Origin of the sequence: Pseudomonas neuropathica, from assembly GCF_051174785.1 — a bacterium.
GTDB lineage: Bacteria > Pseudomonadota > Gammaproteobacteria > Pseudomonadales > Pseudomonadaceae > Aquipseudomonas > Aquipseudomonas neuropathica_A.
Map to the genome: position 1 here is coordinate 404,128 of NZ_CP195111.1, position 14,701 is coordinate 418,828.

A 14,701-nucleotide genomic window follows, 5' to 3' on the forward strand; every position below is an offset into this window, starting at 1 on the left:
AGGCTATGAAATGCCTGCCCGTTCAAAGGCCAATGGCTCCAAACCTTTCATCTGCACCAAAGTCAGCGGCGCGAAGTTGCGATCAAGCTGTAACTCTGCAAACCGTTCGACGGACAACCCACCCTCGCGGAACAACTTCGCACGCACAGGGCCGATTGCCACGTCCTGAAACGACGCCGGCTGCTGTTGAAGCCAATGGTAATAGTCGAGGCTCGCACTGACCTGCCCTGCTCCATCTGCGCCTGCCGAAGCCCGAGTAGCCCCTTTGGCGAACATGTCGCTGAGCTTTGTCAGCAAGACAAACGTGGTTCGGCAATTCGGGTGAAACGGTGGCCGCGGGCCTGAGTCGACCGGAAACCGTCGCTTATCCATCGATCGACACTGCTGGCTGGTCTTGCTGTCCAGCGTGGCTACCATCTCAACCTCGGACACGAGGTCCGTGTTGGCCTTGGCCACCTCCATTCGCGCCTGTGACGACACATGCTGAATCGCTGTGTGCACCACCGTGCTGGCATTGCGGTTGGTGGTGGCGAGAATGCCGTTCTTGTAGCCGGCCGACTTCGTACCGCGGATGTTGCGGATGATCTGGAAGTTCGTCTGTCCTTCGAAGAAGCCCTGCCGGATCGTGCCGGTGACGCGCTCGCGCTCGGCACTGGTCCACCCCTTGATGAACGACTTCAGCAGCTTACCGCCGCCGGTGCCGCGCACACTGAGAGGATTGGTCAGCACCGCCGTGCGGATAGCCGCTGCCGTTGGCGCGACCACATCCAACGAGACACCAACCGGCGCCGACCGGGCCAGGCTAGACGCCTCAAACTCGGCCTCATAGTTGGCGATATCGATCAGGTCCAGGTTCAGTTGCGCGCTGTAGCGGTCGAAGATGCCCAGTAGCAGACTGTCGACCTCTTTCAGCAGCTCCTCCAGCCGCTTCACGTTGTACTCGGTCAGATCCGATTGAGTGAGCCTGTCGCGAATAGAGCGGTCGATCTCCTTCAGGAAGGGGGCGAACTTGCCGACCTCCCCTGCCTTCAGCTTCTCAAGGAAGACCGCGTGCCGAATCGTGGCGTCAAGGATTGCTTGGTTTGCCGCCATCTACTTTGTCCTCGTCATCCAGACCCAAGCCGTCACCCTGCTCCGCCAGCTCACCGTCGATTTGCTGGTCTGTACGCTCAGGTGCGATCAGACCCAACTTACGCAGGTATGCCCGAAGATCAGCTTTGGCGAATCCTCCGTTCTGCCAGAGGCCGACCAGTGCGGTGATCATTTGCGGATCAGCCGTCAGTTCCACGAATTCCTGGTTGATCTGGTAAGCGACCTTCGCGTCGTCGACGCCCATGTAGGTGCAGCACCACATGATCGCCCGGGTATAGGCCTCGCTGACGTTGGCCACGCAGCCGGCGAGCACTGACGTTGAGGCGGACTGATCGCCGCGTGCTTCGGTCGCCGTCTTGGACGAGAGAGAAGCCACGACCATCCGGGCGCCGAGTTCGATCATCATCTGGTTCTTGTCAGCCATGGCCTCCTTCACCAGCGTGTTCGGCAATGGCTGGGCGTATCCGAACTGACCTCCGGCCGGCAGCATCATCGGTGCCCGCGAACCGACGTAGACCCCGTTCTTCTCCATCCAATCTCGCCACTGTTCGTCCAAGCCAGAAATCCATGGCTGTGCCTGGCCGCACCAGAAGACGCTGTCCTCATAGTCGGCGCTGTTCCGATAGTGGCCCAAGTTGATCATGGCGATATCGTAGAGCGGTGATTCGTCGATACTCGGATCGTTGTTCTGCGCACCGACGAAGGTGAAGGGGATCTCCTTCAAGCGGCCGGCGGCGCCGGTGGGTTTGAATTCCTGAACAACGGCCAGCGGCCCGCCACCTTTCGGCCCGGATCGGCGCCAAACGCGGCAGACAAAGCCATCATCCTCGAGCGCCAATTCCCGATATTGCTCTACCACTTTGAAACCGAAGCCATCTTCGATCTCCGGCGACTCGCGCAGCACCAGAAGGGTCAACACGCTGTGACCGTTCACCATGCCCGTGCGCCAGTTGATGATGTCTTCGGCGCAGTACGACAGGATCACGGAGTGGCCACCGGTTCCGGCGTCTTGGTGATAGTCAACGTACAAACCGTGGCGCCCAGCCTCAAGCACCTTTTCGAGCGTGCCCTGCGAATGCTGGTAGATGCTTACACCTGACCCATTGGCATTGTCCTGCAGGTACTCCAGCTTCTTGGCGACCGACAGCGTCGGGTCTTTATGGAAGGCCAAGCCGAGTAGCCCATTGCGCGTGTGACCGGTAGCGTTCTTGAACACCGCCCGTTCGCGATAGGCCTTGTTTCGATCTACGTTCTCTTGAGATTTGTCGTGAGCGTTTATGTAAGGCAGTCGATCAACAACCCTGTGCTGACCGGCGCAAACATCGCGCACAGTCGCCCAGCGGTCCAGCACTTCGATGTAGTCCGCCCGCTTGAAGGAGACGTCGTTGCTCATCGGGCGTATCCCATTTTGATAGCGGTAACCGGTTTGATGATCGGGTACTCGCGGTGAATGAAGTAACCACCGCCGTCGTTGGCGTGGTCGTTTCCTTGGCTCTTATCTGGCTCGCCATTGGGCGCCCAGATCTGCTGTTCCAGGCCATCGGCATAGGTCGGACATGTAAACGGATTAACCAGGTAACGCCGCTCGCCCTGCGCATTGCAGAACATGGCGTTCATGGCGTTGATCCGATCCTTCACCGGCGGGTTGGCCGCCGGCGCGATGACTGTGAAGCCAGCCTGCTTGAGCATGGCGATATCGGTGAGGCTGGCATTGACCGACTTGCGCGAATCGCCGGAGGCGTCCGGGTAGATCCGGATCTCGCAGGTCTTCTTGTAGTCGTTGCCGGTGTGTTCCCAGTACCGCTCTTTGATCCGACGGATCATGTCCGGTGTGTCGTAGCCATCCATCAGCTCATCCACGGCGCGCGGTAGACCCTGATCTCGTTTGACGTGAGTGATCGCCGCCATCTTGCCGACGTTGAAGTCCATGCCGATAAACAGCGGCTCACCAGGCTGTACCGTATCGAAGCACTGGTTCAGCTTGCGGTCGTAGGCGTGGTAGATCGATCCCGACGTCAGGTTGACGAACTGGCCATTTAGGTACGCGCGGATCAACTGCTCGGGGTACGACTCCATCAGCGAGGCGATGTAGTCGTCAGGCAGGTTCAACTCGTTGTCGAAGGTGCTGGCCTGGATCAGGCCGTACATCTCCTTCAGCACTGGCTTGTCGCGCAACTGCTTCACGAACTGGAGGAAGACGAACTTGAAGCCCTCCGGCGTCGTGGTTACGTCCACGCCGTTTTTCAGCCCGGGCAGGTTGTAACGCATCCGGGCAATGATCTTGCGCCATGCCTGCTGCGCCTTGATCGACGTCAGCACGTCCAGCTCATCGACCAATGCGTGACCGATCTTGAAGCCGACGATGGTCTGCGGCTTCTCCATCGACCGGCAAATCACAGTGCCGCGATACTGCCGGCCGCTGTAAATGTGAACCTCATGGTTCGCCTGGTTGATCTTGGTCTTCAGCCCCCAGTCGTATGCAACCTCCTCCATCGTGGGATAGAAGATGTCTCGGATTTGCGGGTAAGTCGGTGCGAAGTAACCAGCGTTGACGCCGGGCCACTCCATGAAATGCTTGCTCAGTGCTGAGCATCCGACCCAGGTCTTTCCGGAGCCGAATCCAGCAACAAAGGCGCGAAACTTGTGGGGCAACAGAAGGAATTGCGACTGCGGAACATTAAGGCTCGGCATTCGGCTTCCTCGCATCCACTACGTCGACCTGGATGCGCGTCGGGATTGCCGGCTCATCGTCTGGCTCGTCCTTCCGGTTGCGATTGACGTAGACGTCGCCGACTTCCTTGGCGGCCTGCTCGAGGATCTGCATGGCCAGGCCGATGTTCTTCATCGTTTCGGCCTTCTCCACAAACCGGTTCATCGCACGAAGGCGGAACGCTCGGTTCGCGATCGGGATTTCGGCTGTCTCCTCGCGGAAGCGCTTGCGGGTATCTTCAAACACCGCTTTCCACTTCACGCCAAGGTCACGGCCGGCATGCTTCGTTGGGTCGTACTGCTCGCACTGCTGGCGAGATACCTCAACGCCAAATGTTTCCTTGACCGCCTGCACTACCTGAGTCGGCGTATCAAAGCAGGCCAACGCCTGCACAATGAAGCGCTTCACCTCATCTTTCAGGGCTGCCATATGGGTTTATTCCGTCAAGGTCCTGTCAAGGATCAGGCCGACTTGAGCAGACAGGTTCCGCAGGCCCTCGATATGTTCATTTTCCCCACCTCAGCAGGATTTTTTGCAGCATCCACCAGCTCTTGAACTGCCGGGCTTGCACCATAGCGACGCACCACACCGACGAACTCTTCAACGTCGTGTCCGCGCATCTCAAGCTTGGGCAGTCCTTCTTGGGTGAAGGCCGGCTGACCGTACTTATCCGTCGCCTGGGCGATGTGATACAGCTCGTGCTCAACCAGAGCGCAGAAGTCTGCGTCGGAACACTGGGCGCAGTAGTCGGCAGCCAGCGTAATGATGTAGGCCGGCACGTCGCCGAACCAATCCAGCATCTGCTGTTCCATTCGGGCCTTCTGCCAGCCACCGGCGCGGAACGCGACCTGCTCGGCCTGGCCTAACACCGTGCGGCCCTTCTTCGTGAAGGCAGCAGACGCCCACATGACTCTAACGTCCGCATCGACCAGATGGGCATGGTCTTCATTGTGGATGCTGCCGGTGTCGGCAAGGATCTCGACCTGAAGCCATTCCCACACCTCGGGCGCAGGGATCAGGCGAATGCCGAAGCCTGATAGGTCGGACAGATCAAGCAGTGACGCTGGAGGGTATGGCCTCCCCATGGGTCATTCCCTCATCAGAGAGCAGCACATAAATAACGCTTCAAAAGATCCTAATTTAGGATTATGATCCTGATATCGGATTCGAACGGCGAATCTGAAGGGCACCACCTGGAGAGGCTCATGCGCACACCAATTCAAACCGCAATACTTTTGTCAGTACTTTTCAAGCGGTCAGAGCTCAGCCGCGTCCGGATTAGCCAAAAAACCTTGAAGCTTCTGTCGTACCGTTTTCGCTTGAAATCCGCTTTCGTCGTTTCCGTTTCTGATGCTCTTGCTGACTTTGGCTTGTATCTGATCGAGTTGGACACTGGCGGTTACGCCCTTGTATCGGCAAAAAGCCTGGAAGGCGCTAAAGCGGTCACGGCAAAACGCCTGATGGGGGATATGTTGAAGCGGCTTGTCGACGGCTCTGAATTGGACTTCGAATCGTTGGAAGAAGAGGCTCTTGCGGAAGCTGAGGATCCGGTTGAGGAAGACTAACCATTACCCGTGCCGCACTCACCTGCGGCACACCTACCCTTCCCCGCCATCGAGCAGCACATCAATCAGCTTCTGCTCACCTAGGCGCATCGCCCCCAAGCACTGCAGGTCGTCGCACTTTGGCCCAAGACCAAAAACCGTCACCTCGCCTTTCGGCCCCATGAGGGTGAGCGCGCCTACCGTGCATTCCGGGTGCACACCGGCATCGAGGTCATCTGCAATCTTGCGCAGGGTCTTGGCGGCATCGCGCCAGCCCTCACGCTTAAACTCAACGAGCTTTGCAGTCATGCGGTCACCTTCTGGAACCACTCTTCGATGATCCGGCGCAGAACCGGTTCTGTCAGGACGGCTGATGCCTTGTCGCCGGCGATCACTGAACGCACAAGTTCACAGGGCAGCACATGGACACCGTCATCAGACGTTACCGTAAGGTGCGGGCGCTTGTCGGCGATATCGTGAATTTCTGCGGTCATTTTCACCTCGGTGTCGCGACACAATTTGCTGATTCGCGAAACGTGTCGCGACCTACTTGGATCTACGCTCGATCCCGCCCGGCGCCTTTTCACACCGCATGCAATGCTCACAGTTCAGCGTCCGACACAGCCAGCCTTTTACCCGCTGCCACCAGATGACCATGAAGATGTGGCGCATACCAGCCAGGGCCAGCGAGACGTGCAGCGTGATCCCGGCGGCGGTCGGCCCCATCATGAAGATGTTCTGCTCCCGGCTCATCACAACAAAACCGCTAATGGCGATCGCCGAATAAATCAGCTTGCCGATGACGCCGTCCCGCACTCGACCGCTCAGAACACACCAGGTCGCCCATAAGGCAATCAAGCCGCAGGCGATGGAGTTGATCAGCTCAAGATTCATGGTGGATTGCCTCCCCCGAACCGCTGGCGAATGAGCGCCCACAGATCAGCGGCTTTTATGGCTCGGTTGATGGCCGCGAGCAGCGATCCGCCGAAGGTTCCGAGCAGGAAGCCAATGCCCGCGACGATCTTCGGCTCGGTTACACCCAGATAGGTGCTTACCATGCTCGTTAGGTACAGAGAGCAGGCAATGCCAGTGACCAGAAAGATCATCCAACCACGCCAGTCGGCCAGATCATCTTTGTGCCACCAGCTCGCGACGACAGCGCCGACCAGTCCTGCGATCAGCAATTCAAACCTGTCGATCTTGTCGAGCAGGCGCTGCAATAACTCCATGCGCTCGACTCCGTAGTAGGCATGTAAAAAGGATCTGAGAATTTTTAGACTGCACCCCCAGTGCAATATGGGGGTTACCAGATTTGCGCTATCTTGCTCATGGCTCGCAACGAGCCTTTGGAGAAATCACACGGCCACGGTAGCTGGCAGCATTAAATGGAGATTCGCATGACTAAAAACATCGAAAAATTTGAAGAGATGGCACACAAAATCTTGAGCTATCTCAAGGCTCAGTTCCCGCTTTACTCTCGTGTAGGCCCAGAATCACTCGGTATTGAGAAATCGACCGGAACATACTTAAGTGGCGAGTGGGTTGGATCAGAGCAAACTGAAGACGAGCTTTACTTTGCAGCTACCTTTCAATGGTTGAACAGAGAGGGTTACGTCTCTGGTGGAGAGCAAGATGGCTCCATACCTGTAACCAATGCCGTACTGACAGAAAAAGGCCTGGCTCTAGCCAGGCAACCAATTTACATCGGGGATTAAGAAGCGAGCTTGTCTCGCAGAATAATGCGCTCGTCTTTCCGAGCTGTCCGCCAAAGACCTTCTCAACGTCGACGCCCCAATGCATCGATCTCGCTGATCCAGTCTCGCGCCACCCCGAAAGCAAGTTTGAGGTCAGGGTGCGCGGGCTGCCGGCGTTGATTCCGTATGTCGCACTATCCGGCTATCGACGTCCAGGCCTTCCCGAGGGCTGTCCTGGCCACAGGTAAATTCAGTGCATAAAAAAGCCCCGTTCAAGACGGGGCTTCTGCAAAAACGAATTACTGAGCCTGAATACTGCTCAATTTCGCGTTAGCAAACGGCACCGTTGCAGGCGCCGAGAACTTCCAGTTCTCACCTGGGCCGATATCTGCCCCGTGGGCAATTGTGTTCCCGACTACCGTTCCACCTTCGTCATAAAGCTTAAATTTAACGAAGACATTCGCCAGCGTCGCGTTAGTGTTGTTGTGGGCGATCCCTTCAACTACGGAATACCCCGCGCTAGCTTGAGAAACCTGGAGGCCGGAAACAGAAACCCGATCCTCAGCTACTGCGAAAGCGGAAAAAAGAATTGCAGCGACAGCAAAAATCTTGCGCATTGGTCAGGCTCATTGTGAATTGGATCCCACTTTTGCCCAAGATTTTCGATGATATCAAGATACTGGCGACAGAGTGTCGACGTGCTGACTCATTTGCCGAGAACGAAAAAGCCCCGGCAAATTCCGGGGCCAGAGCCTGTAACAGGCACAGAGCAAGCAAATAGAGCTACTAGGGCAGCTCCTCGCGCCTTATGGCAGCAGATCGTAGGTCACAAAGACGGTACCTGCGTTACCCGAGGTTGCCATCCAGAGCCCTCGACCAGCAGGAAGAGAGATCGGATATTGCAGCTGGCTCGTTACTGCAGCACCTGCCATCAAGAGGATCGGCTTCGAGAAATCAAATGCGTCGCTAGGGCTAGCAGTGCCTGCCGACAGAATAGAATAGCCACCGCTCGACATTACCCCAGTCCGAATAACAACTCCGGAAACGTTATCAGCGGGCTTCACAATCTGAACCACACCGGTGGAGCTGCTGGAGAAATGCTTAGCGCCAATTGGTTGGACTTCCATTTTTTCACCTTTAAGTCGAATGATTTGTTGCGGAGGATTCCGCTTTCATGTCGCTCAAAGGCGATCGCTCGAGGCTCGTGGCCTTCTCATGATTCAACGTCCCGCATCGGGAACATTTGATCTGGAGCTCGGTAAACTCACCCACGCGGGCGAGAAGTCTGTTGCATTTTCCACATCTGCATTCTTTCAACATCTGCAAGTCCGTTTGATTTTCTGCTAGGCTCCGCCCCGCTCGCGCGAGCAGTGAGGGCCTTGGCTGGCTTGCAGGCTCTATCTGCGACCTGGCGTCTCTTTTGGGTGTTAGCGCACCCTCTGGAGTCGCCCTCTCTTTTTTCCGCGCATAAAAAAGCCCCGAAGATGTCGGGGCTTTCCGCTTTCTGGCGGACATAAAAAAACCGGCTCACTGGCCGGCTCCTAAGTAACTTGCCGTAGGCAAAATACTAACTATGGGGAAATGATGCCCTCAGCCGTGCGGGAAGTCAAGCGGCCTCTTTCATCTTGTAAATCACTCCGCCGATTGGACTCAATGCCCGAGCGTCGATGTCGTAACAGGCATCGAAGCAAAGCTGCACGAATGGCTCCCAATCACGGCCCCAGGCTGCGGACGGCAGCTCGACTTCGTACTCCCCTTTCATCCAGGTTCGGAACAACTCGGGCTTTATGAGCGGATCTGCGTTGGCCGATTGTCCGCCTTGGTGCATGTAGCGGTAACGACGAAACACGCCCTTGGCAACGTACTCGGCCCGCTCCCGCTTGCTGGCGGTCATGCGTGCTGCTCGCGAACATGCAAGATTGAAAACCGCAGCTTCGGCCTCCTCCCGATCATCATCTGTCGGCTGAGCCGCATACATGGCATTGCCGAAAGCCCGAAGTTGAAAGTGAAGCCGTGCGATAGCCGACTGAATATGACCGGCTAGCGTTGCGTGCATCGCGGGATTCGCTGTCGGGCCTCGCTCAGTGCTCTGCACCACCACACCCAATTCAGCAGCATCAGAAGTTTGGCCCGGGGCCGGATTGTAGTTGCAGTCGTGCCAAGCTTGGCGCGCGGAATGGATTTTCATGCTGCCGTCCTCTTCAGTTCCCTTGTTTTCGCCCTATATTCGGCCTTGATATTTTTGATTTCTTCGACGGTGTGCTTGCAGGGTTCATGAGGCCCTTCAAGCCACTCGACTTGTTCCGCCCCTATCAGCTGCAGGAGCGAAATCCGGTAATTCACCAGGTTGCCGGACAGATGCGTGTTGCACGGCGCGCACTGCTTCCAAACGTTCAGCGGTTCGAATCGTAGCTCCGGGTTCGCCCCCACAGAGCGGTAGTGCCCCGCGTGATATTGGCCTTCGTGGTGCCGACCGCAGCTCACGCAAGGGCGATCGGCATCACGCAGGCGGATCCACTCGTTGAACGCGGCCTGGGCTTCGCGCAGGTGATCCGCCCTGCTCTTCAGCTTCTCCTTGCGCACCTTGATCTCGCGGCGGTCGCGCTGGGCGATGGCCTTGCGGGCTTTGTCCTGATTCTTTGGAGCATCGATCAATGCGCATGCCGGGCTGCAAACCGCCTGCCCCATCCGCGATGGAACGAATGAGGCCCTGCAGGTAGCGACGCGGCATTTCTTGGGCTTTGGCTGCTTCCTTGCGATCGTCATGCAGCCTCCTGGCTCAGCAGATCATCGAAGTACACGCCCTGCTGTGCGAAGCGCGCGACGATCCGGTCGGTGTAGGCAATGCCCTGGGCGCGATTGAACAAACTGGTGACCGGGAAACCGTCCGGGCCAAACAGCTTGCAGCCTCCCATCATGGCCAACTTCGTCTCGTACGGAAGGTGGCGCATGACTCGGTACCACTCCGTCTGAAACCCGGCATCCTCGTTCAACAGGATCTGCACGCCGATATGCAACTTGCAGTACCGGCGGGCATCTGCCTCGTCGCCGATCTGGGTCATCTCGGCAATCCGCTTGTACATCGCAAACCACAGCCGGTTCTGATCGAGCGTCCGGTCTTTGCCGGGGCGAAGCGAGACCACTACGAACTTTTTGTCGCGGTACATGGCGCTAAGCTTCGTGATGGCCTCGGAGAGTTTCGCCTGACAGTTCACGGATATTTTGTCAGCCATGGGTGGCCACCTTGTTCGGCAATCCGTTGATCAACTCGCCGAGCTGCTGTGTCAGTCGTTCGTTCTCGGCCAGCAGCTCGAGCGCCACCTCCTCCACCGTCTTCTCGCCGAGGAATTCCTGCAGCGCCTCGGTGTTGCGCTTCCAGTCTGCGCAGTCGGCACGGTAGGACGCAGCTTCGGCCCACAGCAACTTCTGGAGTTTTTGTTTGTCGATGGTCATTGAGCAGCGCTCCTTGCTTCCAATTGTTCGGCCTGCTTAATAAGCAGCGCCCGGCGATCCGCCAGCTCATTGGCTGCCAGAATTCGCAGTTCTGTTTTTTCCTCGGCCGATGCTTGGCGCATGGCGAGCATCGAATCCTTCACCGCGGCGAGCCTCTCGCGCAGTTTTGGCGAAGGTCGCGCAACCTCACCGGTGAGCAGCGCAACGACGGCCCTGCCGTCTTCAGTAACCGGCCCGACACTCAAGTCGGCCAGGTACAACTGCCCGCGCTCATGTGGGATCCGCTGCATCTGCACGGCTTTGGTGATCGCCTGTGTGCGGCGGTTGGCGTCGAATCCGACCGACACGTGCCAATTGACGTTTTTGTTGTCCTCACGAGCCTGACTCACCAAACGCTCGTAAGCGCTGTTGAACGCCATGCGCGCACCGACCTTGTCGCCGGCGTCGAGGACAGGTTTCGCGGCTGCCAGCGCGAGCTGGATTTCATCGGTAAGCACCACGGTTTCGAACTCATCGTTCGTAGTCATGGCGATTGCCCAAGCTTCGTCCTTGCCCGGTCGGCCGTCAGCGGACTGCACTCGCTGGAGAATGTCGGCCATCGCCAGCTTGCCCTTCACCTCGAAGCGGCATGCCTTCAGCGCGGCTTTCACGGCGGGCACCGAGTACGCGCAAAGGTCTTCGGCCATCATCGCCGCAGTGCCTGGGTTCATTTCCTGACCCATGGCCTCGGCGGTGGCGCAGATCGCTGCAGCGAGCCCGGCAACTTGCTGATCGTTCATTTCAAAGGTACTCATTGCGCTCTCCCGCTTGGCGCTTGGCCAAGACCATTTGCGCGGCCTGCTCGGCAGCGGAAACGTTCGCTTCGGTACGCTCCATCTGGCGGGCAGTTGTCCCGTTGATGCGCTGCCCCGTCACCCACTGGGTGTGGTAGCTCTCGGCGTTGGCCAATAGCTCGTTGAGGCTGTGGCACTTGCGCAGAATGGCGGCATCGCTGGTTTTCAGGAAGTGAGCCGCGACGTGGTGGGCGACATCGGCGCCGAGGCGGTCGACCAGTTGTCCAAGCTGACCACCGACCTTGGCGTTCCACACCGGCCAGGTGCTGTAGCGCTTGCGGTAGGCCATGGCGTAGTTCGCCCAGACCTTGAAGGTTTTGCAGGACTGGTCTTTGGGGCCCGGCATGTCAGCGGGAATCTCAACCCGTGGCGCATCGGTGCGATCAACCACCAGAACCAGATTGCGGACCGGCTTGTCCGGGCTGCCTTGCAAGTCCTGACTGGTATCCTGATTGGTACCCTGATGATTGGTATCCTGATTTGTCGGAGATTTTTCCGACCCTTGCTCGGATTTTTCTCCGACCTTGCTCGGATTTTTTTCCGAGGTAGATCGGATTTTTTTCCGACCTTCGTTCTTTGGTGGGGTCGGATATTTTTCCGACCCATCCAGTTTCTGGTTCCACTCAATCGCCTTCTCGGTCAGGCGGAACAGCGTGATGTTCGAAGTGCTGGAAAGCTCAATCAACCCCGCCTCTTCCAGGGCCTTCAGCATGCGATAAGCAGTGTCTGGCTTGTCAGTGAGCAGCGGCAGCTCCTCGATGATCTTGGCCTTGCTCAGCGCGAAGAAGATCCCGTCATCAGTCTTGATTGGCTTGGTCCAGCTCGGGCAGCCGTAGACGAACGCGAACAGCAGGGCTTGCTGAGAATTCAGCCCCCACTCCAACGCCTTCACCTGATTGATCGTGACGGTGAATTGCATATCAGGCCTCGGCCAGCTTGTACTGAGCCCAAAGGCCGGCAATCCAGTTGACGCCCTTGGGAGTGAATTTGGATTGGTTGTAGGCGTGGCCGCTGTCGCTGGTGCCGGCTTTTACTTCGAAGCGGCCGGCGTCGATGTGAGGCTGGTAGGCCTGCCATTCGCCGCCCATGCGGTACATGATTTTTTTGTCGAGCAGGAACTCTCGGAATCGCGACTCGTTGGCCTTGAGCAGCTTTGCTACCTGCCGGAAGCCCTTAAGGCCTGTCGACTCGACATAACGCTCGACGAAGGCGATCTTTGGCGCTGCCTCAATCAGCGCCTGATTGGCTGCCTGCTGAAGTTCGAACTGTTCGGCCCAAGCGCGGGCGGCAGCGGCGGGATTGGAAAAGTCAGGCAGTGTGGCGAGCACCCGCGGCCCTTCCAGCTCTTTGAGCTTTTTCAGGACAGATCGGCGAACGGCTTTCGACTCGCGCATCCCCACCAGCATGCATTGGTCCAGGGTCAGGCCATAAGTGGCGACCTGATTGCCGTGCAGGGGGGTGAAATATTTTTGCACCCCCTCCAGATCATCGCCCAGCTCATCCTCGACCCGGGAAAGGAAATGATCATTGCGAACCTTTGGCTCTCCAGCCTGCTGGCGTGCTTCATTGATCATGTCGCGCAGCGTGATCGTTGAAACGGTACGCGACACGTTTTCAGAATTCGAAAAACGTGTCGCGACACTTTGGGGGATATTGCTTGAATTGGGTTGGCTCTGCATAATCGGGCCTCTCTAGTTTTGCGAATCAGCCGACCTTCTCCGTCGGCTTTTTTGTGCCCGGAATTCAGGCGGCCTTCACCGAGGCATCCATCACGTCTAGGCTCTGCCGAACGTGGTTGATCTCCTGGCAGATCAAGTTTTTCTCGAAAGAACTGACGTGGTTGTCATCCAGCGCCTGGTGCACCGCGATGGTCAGATCGGCGACCTCTTTGCCGACGTTGATCAGTGATTTGGTCAACGCTTGCGGCTCCGGCGCAGCTTTCGCAACGAGGTCGAAACCAAATTCACTCGCCAGTGCAGCCAGAGGGCGCATGTCGCCGGTGTGCAACAGAATCCCGAACAAATGCTCTACGGTCAGGTGGTGTGCGTCGTTGTCCGGATTGGCGCGCTGAAGCAGGCCAACGTGAGGAACGCCCATCTTTGCAGCAAGGGTCTTGGCTTCGTTGTCCAGGACAGCGCTCTGGCAGGCCCGTAGAAAATCTTCCATTCGTAAAACCTCAAATTTGTTTCCGTGGCGCCCTGCCAGTGCGTGGGCGATCATTTGTTCTGGCAGTAAGCAATGACTGCCTCAGGCTGCTGTGCGCTTTGGGCGCGCCGGGATCGGACGAATCTCATTCGCCTCAATACGGCCGTCGTCATAAAGGGTGATTTCGATGCTTCTGCCGGCTCGAACCATTTGCGAGATCGCGCTCTGGTTCACGCCGAGAGCAGCAGCAAGCGCGGCTTGAGTGCCGTGCTCTTCTAGGTATTTGCTCAAAGGGATCTTTTTCATGGAATTTCCACGGCTTGATATCTGCCATGGATAGTAGCAGCGCTGCTTTTTATCAGCAACAAAATACTAGCAGCGCTGTTTGCTTGGATATCAGCTCTGCTAATACTCTTATTCGTATGAAAATACGTCGCCCCCTCACCCCCGAAGAAGTTGCCGAGAGCGCCAGGCTCAAAGCTATCTACGAACAGCGGAAATCAGCTGCTAAAGCGGCCGGGCGCAGCCTGACGCAGGCGGACGTTGCCGAAGCATGCGGATGGTCCGGGCAAAGCGCATTCAGCCAATACGCAACCGGGAAGGTGCCACTAAATGTTGAAGCGCTGCTGAAGCTCGCAAAGGCGCTCAACTTCGATGCAAGCGAGGTCAGCTCTCGACTGTTATCCACTGTTGCCAGCGTGCAGCAGGACCGCATACAGCCAAGCGTGAAATTAGGAAGCATCGAGACTTGGGACGACGAAACCCCGCTCGATGACGATGAGGTCTACGTTCCCTTCCTTCATGAAGTCGAGCTGGCGGCTGGATCCGGCAGGTTTGCAATTGAGGAAAGCGCTAAGTCACGCCTTCGCTTCAACAAGAAAGATCTTCGTCACAACGGCGTTCAGTTCAGCAACGCCAAGTGCGTGAAGGTCGGTGGCAACAGCATGGTGCCCGTGCTGCGCGATGGCGCGACTGTAGGCGTGAACGTCGGGAAAAACTCCCTGAGCGATATCGTCGACGGAGAGATGTACGCCATCAACCACAATGGCCAGCTCCGCGTGAAGCAGGTCTACCGTATCCCGATCGGGATTCGCCTGCGCAGCTTCAATCGTGACGAGCATCCTGATGAGGACTACACGTTCCAGCAGATCCAGGAGCAGCAGATTTCGATCTTGGGCCATGTGTTCTGGTGGGCGATGTATTCACGTTAATATTTACCGAGCGATAAAG

Annotated in this window: 24 protein-coding genes; 3 read left to right on the top strand and 21 right to left on the bottom strand. The window is 57.4% G+C overall.

Features of this window, described 5'->3' with window-relative positions:
- Positions 1-3: 3 nt before the first annotated feature.
- Genes ACRRSD_RS01855 through ACRRSD_RS01875 form a run of 5 tightly spaced genes read right to left on the bottom strand, consistent with a single transcriptional unit; the run spans position 4 to position 4,887 of the window.
- The gene (locus tag ACRRSD_RS01855; protein WP_435036860.1) at positions 4-1,092 is read right to left on the bottom strand and encodes a minor capsid protein; all 1,089 of its coding nucleotides are present in this window, start codon (positions 1,090-1,092) and stop codon (positions 4-6) included.
- A complete protein-coding gene (locus ACRRSD_RS01860) occupies positions 1,067-2,485 on the bottom strand; it encodes a DUF4055 domain-containing protein (RefSeq protein ID WP_435036861.1) in 1,419 nt (472 codons plus the stop codon). Before ACRRSD_RS01860 ends, ACRRSD_RS01855 begins: the two co-directional genes overlap by 26 nt.
- Positions 2,482-3,783, bottom strand: coding sequence for a terminase large subunit domain-containing protein (locus tag ACRRSD_RS01865; protein WP_435036862.1), 1,302 nt, complete (start codon positions 3,781-3,783; stop codon positions 2,482-2,484). Before ACRRSD_RS01865 ends, ACRRSD_RS01860 begins: the two co-directional genes overlap by 4 nt.
- Positions 3,770-4,231: a DUF2280 domain-containing protein gene (locus ACRRSD_RS01870; RefSeq protein ID WP_099756386.1), complete on the bottom strand. Its 462-nt coding sequence runs from the start codon at positions 4,229-4,231 to the stop codon at positions 3,770-3,772. The genes ACRRSD_RS01865 and ACRRSD_RS01870 overlap by 14 nt, the downstream gene beginning before the upstream one ends.
- 32 nt (positions 4,232-4,263) lie before the next feature.
- Complete coding sequence (locus ACRRSD_RS01875; RefSeq protein ID WP_435036863.1) at positions 4,264-4,887, bottom strand: putative metallopeptidase; 624 nt, start codon at positions 4,885-4,887, stop codon at positions 4,264-4,266.
- A 120-nt stretch (positions 4,888-5,007) separates the two neighbouring features.
- On the opposite strand from ACRRSD_RS01875, the gene ACRRSD_RS01880 reads away from it, so the two are divergent.
- Positions 5,008-5,367: a hypothetical protein gene (locus ACRRSD_RS01880; protein WP_339474381.1), complete on the top strand. Its 360-nt coding sequence runs from the start codon at positions 5,008-5,010 to the stop codon at positions 5,365-5,367.
- A gap of 33 nt (positions 5,368-5,400) precedes the next feature.
- Here the strand turns inward: ACRRSD_RS01880 and ACRRSD_RS01885 are convergent, their stop codons facing one another.
- The 4 genes from ACRRSD_RS01885 to ACRRSD_RS01900 are packed head-to-tail and all read right to left on the bottom strand — an operon-like array spanning position 5,401 to position 6,575.
- Positions 5,401-5,655: a hypothetical protein gene (locus ACRRSD_RS01885; RefSeq protein WP_060839666.1), complete on the bottom strand. Its 255-nt coding sequence runs from the start codon at positions 5,653-5,655 to the stop codon at positions 5,401-5,403.
- Positions 5,652-5,840, bottom strand: coding sequence for a hypothetical protein (locus ACRRSD_RS01890; RefSeq protein WP_435036864.1), 189 nt, complete (start codon positions 5,838-5,840; stop codon positions 5,652-5,654). The genes ACRRSD_RS01885 and ACRRSD_RS01890 overlap by 4 nt, the downstream gene beginning before the upstream one ends.
- A 52-nt stretch (positions 5,841-5,892) precedes the next feature.
- The gene (locus tag ACRRSD_RS01895) at positions 5,893-6,240 is read right to left on the bottom strand and encodes a hypothetical protein (protein ID WP_435036865.1); all 348 of its coding nucleotides are present in this window, start codon (positions 6,238-6,240) and stop codon (positions 5,893-5,895) included.
- The gene (locus ACRRSD_RS01900) at positions 6,237-6,575 is read right to left on the bottom strand and encodes an MFS transporter (RefSeq protein WP_435036866.1); all 339 of its coding nucleotides are present in this window, start codon (positions 6,573-6,575) and stop codon (positions 6,237-6,239) included. Before ACRRSD_RS01900 ends, ACRRSD_RS01895 begins: the two co-directional genes overlap by 4 nt.
- A 168-nt stretch (positions 6,576-6,743) precedes the next feature.
- Here ACRRSD_RS01900 and ACRRSD_RS01905 point away from each other — a divergent pair, with 168 nt between their 5' ends.
- Positions 6,744-7,061: a hypothetical protein gene (locus ACRRSD_RS01905; protein WP_435036867.1), complete on the top strand. Its 318-nt coding sequence runs from the start codon at positions 6,744-6,746 to the stop codon at positions 7,059-7,061.
- A 278-nt stretch (positions 7,062-7,339) separates the two neighbouring features.
- Here the strand turns inward: ACRRSD_RS01905 and ACRRSD_RS01910 are convergent, their stop codons facing one another.
- The 12 genes from ACRRSD_RS01910 to ACRRSD_RS01965 all read right to left on the bottom strand — a co-directional run bounded on the left by ACRRSD_RS01910 (position 7,340) and on the right by ACRRSD_RS01965 (position 13,777).
- Positions 7,340-7,657, bottom strand: a complete 318-nt coding sequence (locus ACRRSD_RS01910) for an FxLYD domain-containing protein (protein WP_435036868.1) — start codon at positions 7,655-7,657, stop codon at positions 7,340-7,342.
- A 189-nt stretch (positions 7,658-7,846) separates the two neighbouring features.
- A complete protein-coding gene (locus ACRRSD_RS01915; RefSeq protein WP_435036869.1) occupies positions 7,847-8,167 on the bottom strand; it encodes a hypothetical protein in 321 nt (106 codons plus the stop codon).
- Positions 8,168-8,177: 10 nt separating this feature from the next.
- On the bottom strand, positions 8,178-8,360 hold the full coding sequence (locus tag ACRRSD_RS01920) for a Com family DNA-binding transcriptional regulator (protein ID WP_192560928.1): 183 nt from the start codon (positions 8,358-8,360) through the stop codon (positions 8,178-8,180).
- A gap of 286 nt (positions 8,361-8,646) precedes the next feature.
- Positions 8,647-9,228, bottom strand: coding sequence for a hypothetical protein (locus tag ACRRSD_RS01925; RefSeq protein ID WP_435036870.1), 582 nt, complete (start codon positions 9,226-9,228; stop codon positions 8,647-8,649).
- Positions 9,225-9,806, bottom strand: coding sequence for a recombination protein NinG (locus tag ACRRSD_RS01930; RefSeq protein WP_435036871.1), 582 nt, complete (start codon positions 9,804-9,806; stop codon positions 9,225-9,227). The genes ACRRSD_RS01925 and ACRRSD_RS01930 overlap by 4 nt, the downstream gene beginning before the upstream one ends.
- Positions 9,803-10,273: a hypothetical protein gene (locus ACRRSD_RS01935; protein ID WP_435036872.1), complete on the bottom strand. Its 471-nt coding sequence runs from the start codon at positions 10,271-10,273 to the stop codon at positions 9,803-9,805. Before ACRRSD_RS01935 ends, ACRRSD_RS01930 begins: the two co-directional genes overlap by 4 nt.
- A complete protein-coding gene (locus ACRRSD_RS01940) occupies positions 10,266-10,493 on the bottom strand; it encodes a hypothetical protein (protein WP_095118658.1) in 228 nt (75 codons plus the stop codon). The genes ACRRSD_RS01935 and ACRRSD_RS01940 overlap by 8 nt, the downstream gene beginning before the upstream one ends.
- Positions 10,490-11,287: a hypothetical protein gene (locus tag ACRRSD_RS01945; RefSeq protein ID WP_435036873.1), complete on the bottom strand. Its 798-nt coding sequence runs from the start codon at positions 11,285-11,287 to the stop codon at positions 10,490-10,492. The genes ACRRSD_RS01940 and ACRRSD_RS01945 overlap by 4 nt, the downstream gene beginning before the upstream one ends.
- Entirely contained in the window at positions 11,274-12,245 is a 972-nt protein-coding gene (locus ACRRSD_RS01950) for a phage replication protein (RefSeq protein ID WP_435036874.1), read from the bottom strand. Before ACRRSD_RS01950 ends, ACRRSD_RS01945 begins: the two co-directional genes overlap by 14 nt.
- A 1-nt stretch (position 12,246) precedes the next feature.
- A complete protein-coding gene (locus ACRRSD_RS01955) occupies positions 12,247-13,005 on the bottom strand; it encodes a phage antirepressor KilAC domain-containing protein (RefSeq protein ID WP_435036875.1) in 759 nt (252 codons plus the stop codon).
- Positions 13,006-13,069: 64 nt separating this feature from the next.
- Positions 13,070-13,492, bottom strand: coding sequence for a phage regulatory CII family protein (locus tag ACRRSD_RS01960; RefSeq protein ID WP_435036876.1), 423 nt, complete (start codon positions 13,490-13,492; stop codon positions 13,070-13,072).
- A gap of 81 nt (positions 13,493-13,573) precedes the next feature.
- Positions 13,574-13,777: a Cro/CI family transcriptional regulator gene (locus ACRRSD_RS01965; RefSeq protein WP_025110113.1), complete on the bottom strand. Its 204-nt coding sequence runs from the start codon at positions 13,775-13,777 to the stop codon at positions 13,574-13,576.
- Positions 13,778-13,893: 116 nt separating this feature from the next.
- Here ACRRSD_RS01965 and ACRRSD_RS01970 point away from each other — a divergent pair, with 116 nt between their 5' ends.
- Entirely contained in the window at positions 13,894-14,682 is a 789-nt protein-coding gene (locus ACRRSD_RS01970) for an XRE family transcriptional regulator (RefSeq protein ID WP_435038568.1), read from the top strand.
- Positions 14,683-14,701: the final 19 nt, after the last annotated feature.

What these genes read in the sequence shown, in the direction of transcription:
- ACRRSD_RS01855 (WP_435036860.1), bottom strand. Translation starts at nt 1,092, where the DNA reads ATGGCGGCAAACCAAGCAATCCTTGACGCCACGATTCGGCACGCGGTC.
- ACRRSD_RS01860 (WP_435036861.1), bottom strand. Translation starts at nt 2,485, where the DNA reads ATGAGCAACGACGTCTCCTTCAAGCGGGCGGACTACATCGAAGTGCTG.
- ACRRSD_RS01865 (WP_435036862.1), bottom strand. Translation starts at nt 3,783, where the DNA reads ATGCCGAGCCTTAATGTTCCGCAGTCGCAATTCCTTCTGTTGCCCCAC.
- ACRRSD_RS01870 (WP_099756386.1), bottom strand. Translation starts at nt 4,231, where the DNA reads ATGGCAGCCCTGAAAGATGAGGTGAAGCGCTTCATTGTGCAGGCGTTG.
- ACRRSD_RS01875 (WP_435036863.1), bottom strand. Translation starts at nt 4,887, where the DNA reads ATGGGGAGGCCATACCCTCCAGCGTCACTGCTTGATCTGTCCGACCTA.
- ACRRSD_RS01880 (WP_339474381.1), top strand. Translation starts at nt 5,008, where the DNA reads ATGCGCACACCAATTCAAACCGCAATACTTTTGTCAGTACTTTTCAAG.
- ACRRSD_RS01885 (WP_060839666.1), bottom strand. Translation starts at nt 5,655, where the DNA reads ATGACTGCAAAGCTCGTTGAGTTTAAGCGTGAGGGCTGGCGCGATGCC.
- ACRRSD_RS01890 (WP_435036864.1), bottom strand. Translation starts at nt 5,840, where the DNA reads ATGACCGCAGAAATTCACGATATCGCCGACAAGCGCCCGCACCTTACG.
- ACRRSD_RS01895 (WP_435036865.1), bottom strand. Translation starts at nt 6,240, where the DNA reads ATGAATCTTGAGCTGATCAACTCCATCGCCTGCGGCTTGATTGCCTTA.
- ACRRSD_RS01900 (WP_435036866.1), bottom strand. Translation starts at nt 6,575, where the DNA reads ATGGAGTTATTGCAGCGCCTGCTCGACAAGATCGACAGGTTTGAATTG.
- ACRRSD_RS01905 (WP_435036867.1), top strand. Translation starts at nt 6,744, where the DNA reads ATGACTAAAAACATCGAAAAATTTGAAGAGATGGCACACAAAATCTTG.
- ACRRSD_RS01910 (WP_435036868.1), bottom strand. Translation starts at nt 7,657, where the DNA reads ATGCGCAAGATTTTTGCTGTCGCTGCAATTCTTTTTTCCGCTTTCGCA.
- ACRRSD_RS01915 (WP_435036869.1), bottom strand. Translation starts at nt 8,167, where the DNA reads ATGGAAGTCCAACCAATTGGCGCTAAGCATTTCTCCAGCAGCTCCACC.
- ACRRSD_RS01920 (WP_192560928.1), bottom strand. Translation starts at nt 8,360, where the DNA reads ATGTTGAAAGAATGCAGATGTGGAAAATGCAACAGACTTCTCGCCCGC.
- ACRRSD_RS01925 (WP_435036870.1), bottom strand. Translation starts at nt 9,228, where the DNA reads ATGAAAATCCATTCCGCGCGCCAAGCTTGGCACGACTGCAACTACAAT.
- ACRRSD_RS01930 (WP_435036871.1), bottom strand. Translation starts at nt 9,806, where the DNA reads ATGACGATCGCAAGGAAGCAGCCAAAGCCCAAGAAATGCCGCGTCGCT.
- ACRRSD_RS01935 (WP_435036872.1), bottom strand. Translation starts at nt 10,273, where the DNA reads ATGGCTGACAAAATATCCGTGAACTGTCAGGCGAAACTCTCCGAGGCC.
- ACRRSD_RS01940 (WP_095118658.1), bottom strand. Translation starts at nt 10,493, where the DNA reads ATGACCATCGACAAACAAAAACTCCAGAAGTTGCTGTGGGCCGAAGCT.
- ACRRSD_RS01945 (WP_435036873.1), bottom strand. Translation starts at nt 11,287, where the DNA reads ATGAGTACCTTTGAAATGAACGATCAGCAAGTTGCCGGGCTCGCTGCA.
- ACRRSD_RS01950 (WP_435036874.1), bottom strand. Translation starts at nt 12,245, where the DNA reads ATGCAATTCACCGTCACGATCAATCAGGTGAAGGCGTTGGAGTGGGGG.
- ACRRSD_RS01955 (WP_435036875.1), bottom strand. Translation starts at nt 13,005, where the DNA reads ATGCAGAGCCAACCCAATTCAAGCAATATCCCCCAAAGTGTCGCGACA.
- ACRRSD_RS01960 (WP_435036876.1), bottom strand. Translation starts at nt 13,492, where the DNA reads ATGGAAGATTTTCTACGGGCCTGCCAGAGCGCTGTCCTGGACAACGAA.
- ACRRSD_RS01965 (WP_025110113.1), bottom strand. Translation starts at nt 13,777, where the DNA reads ATGAAAAAGATCCCTTTGAGCAAATACCTAGAAGAGCACGGCACTCAA.
- ACRRSD_RS01970 (WP_435038568.1), top strand. Translation starts at nt 13,894, where the DNA reads ATGAAAATACGTCGCCCCCTCACCCCCGAAGAAGTTGCCGAGAGCGCC.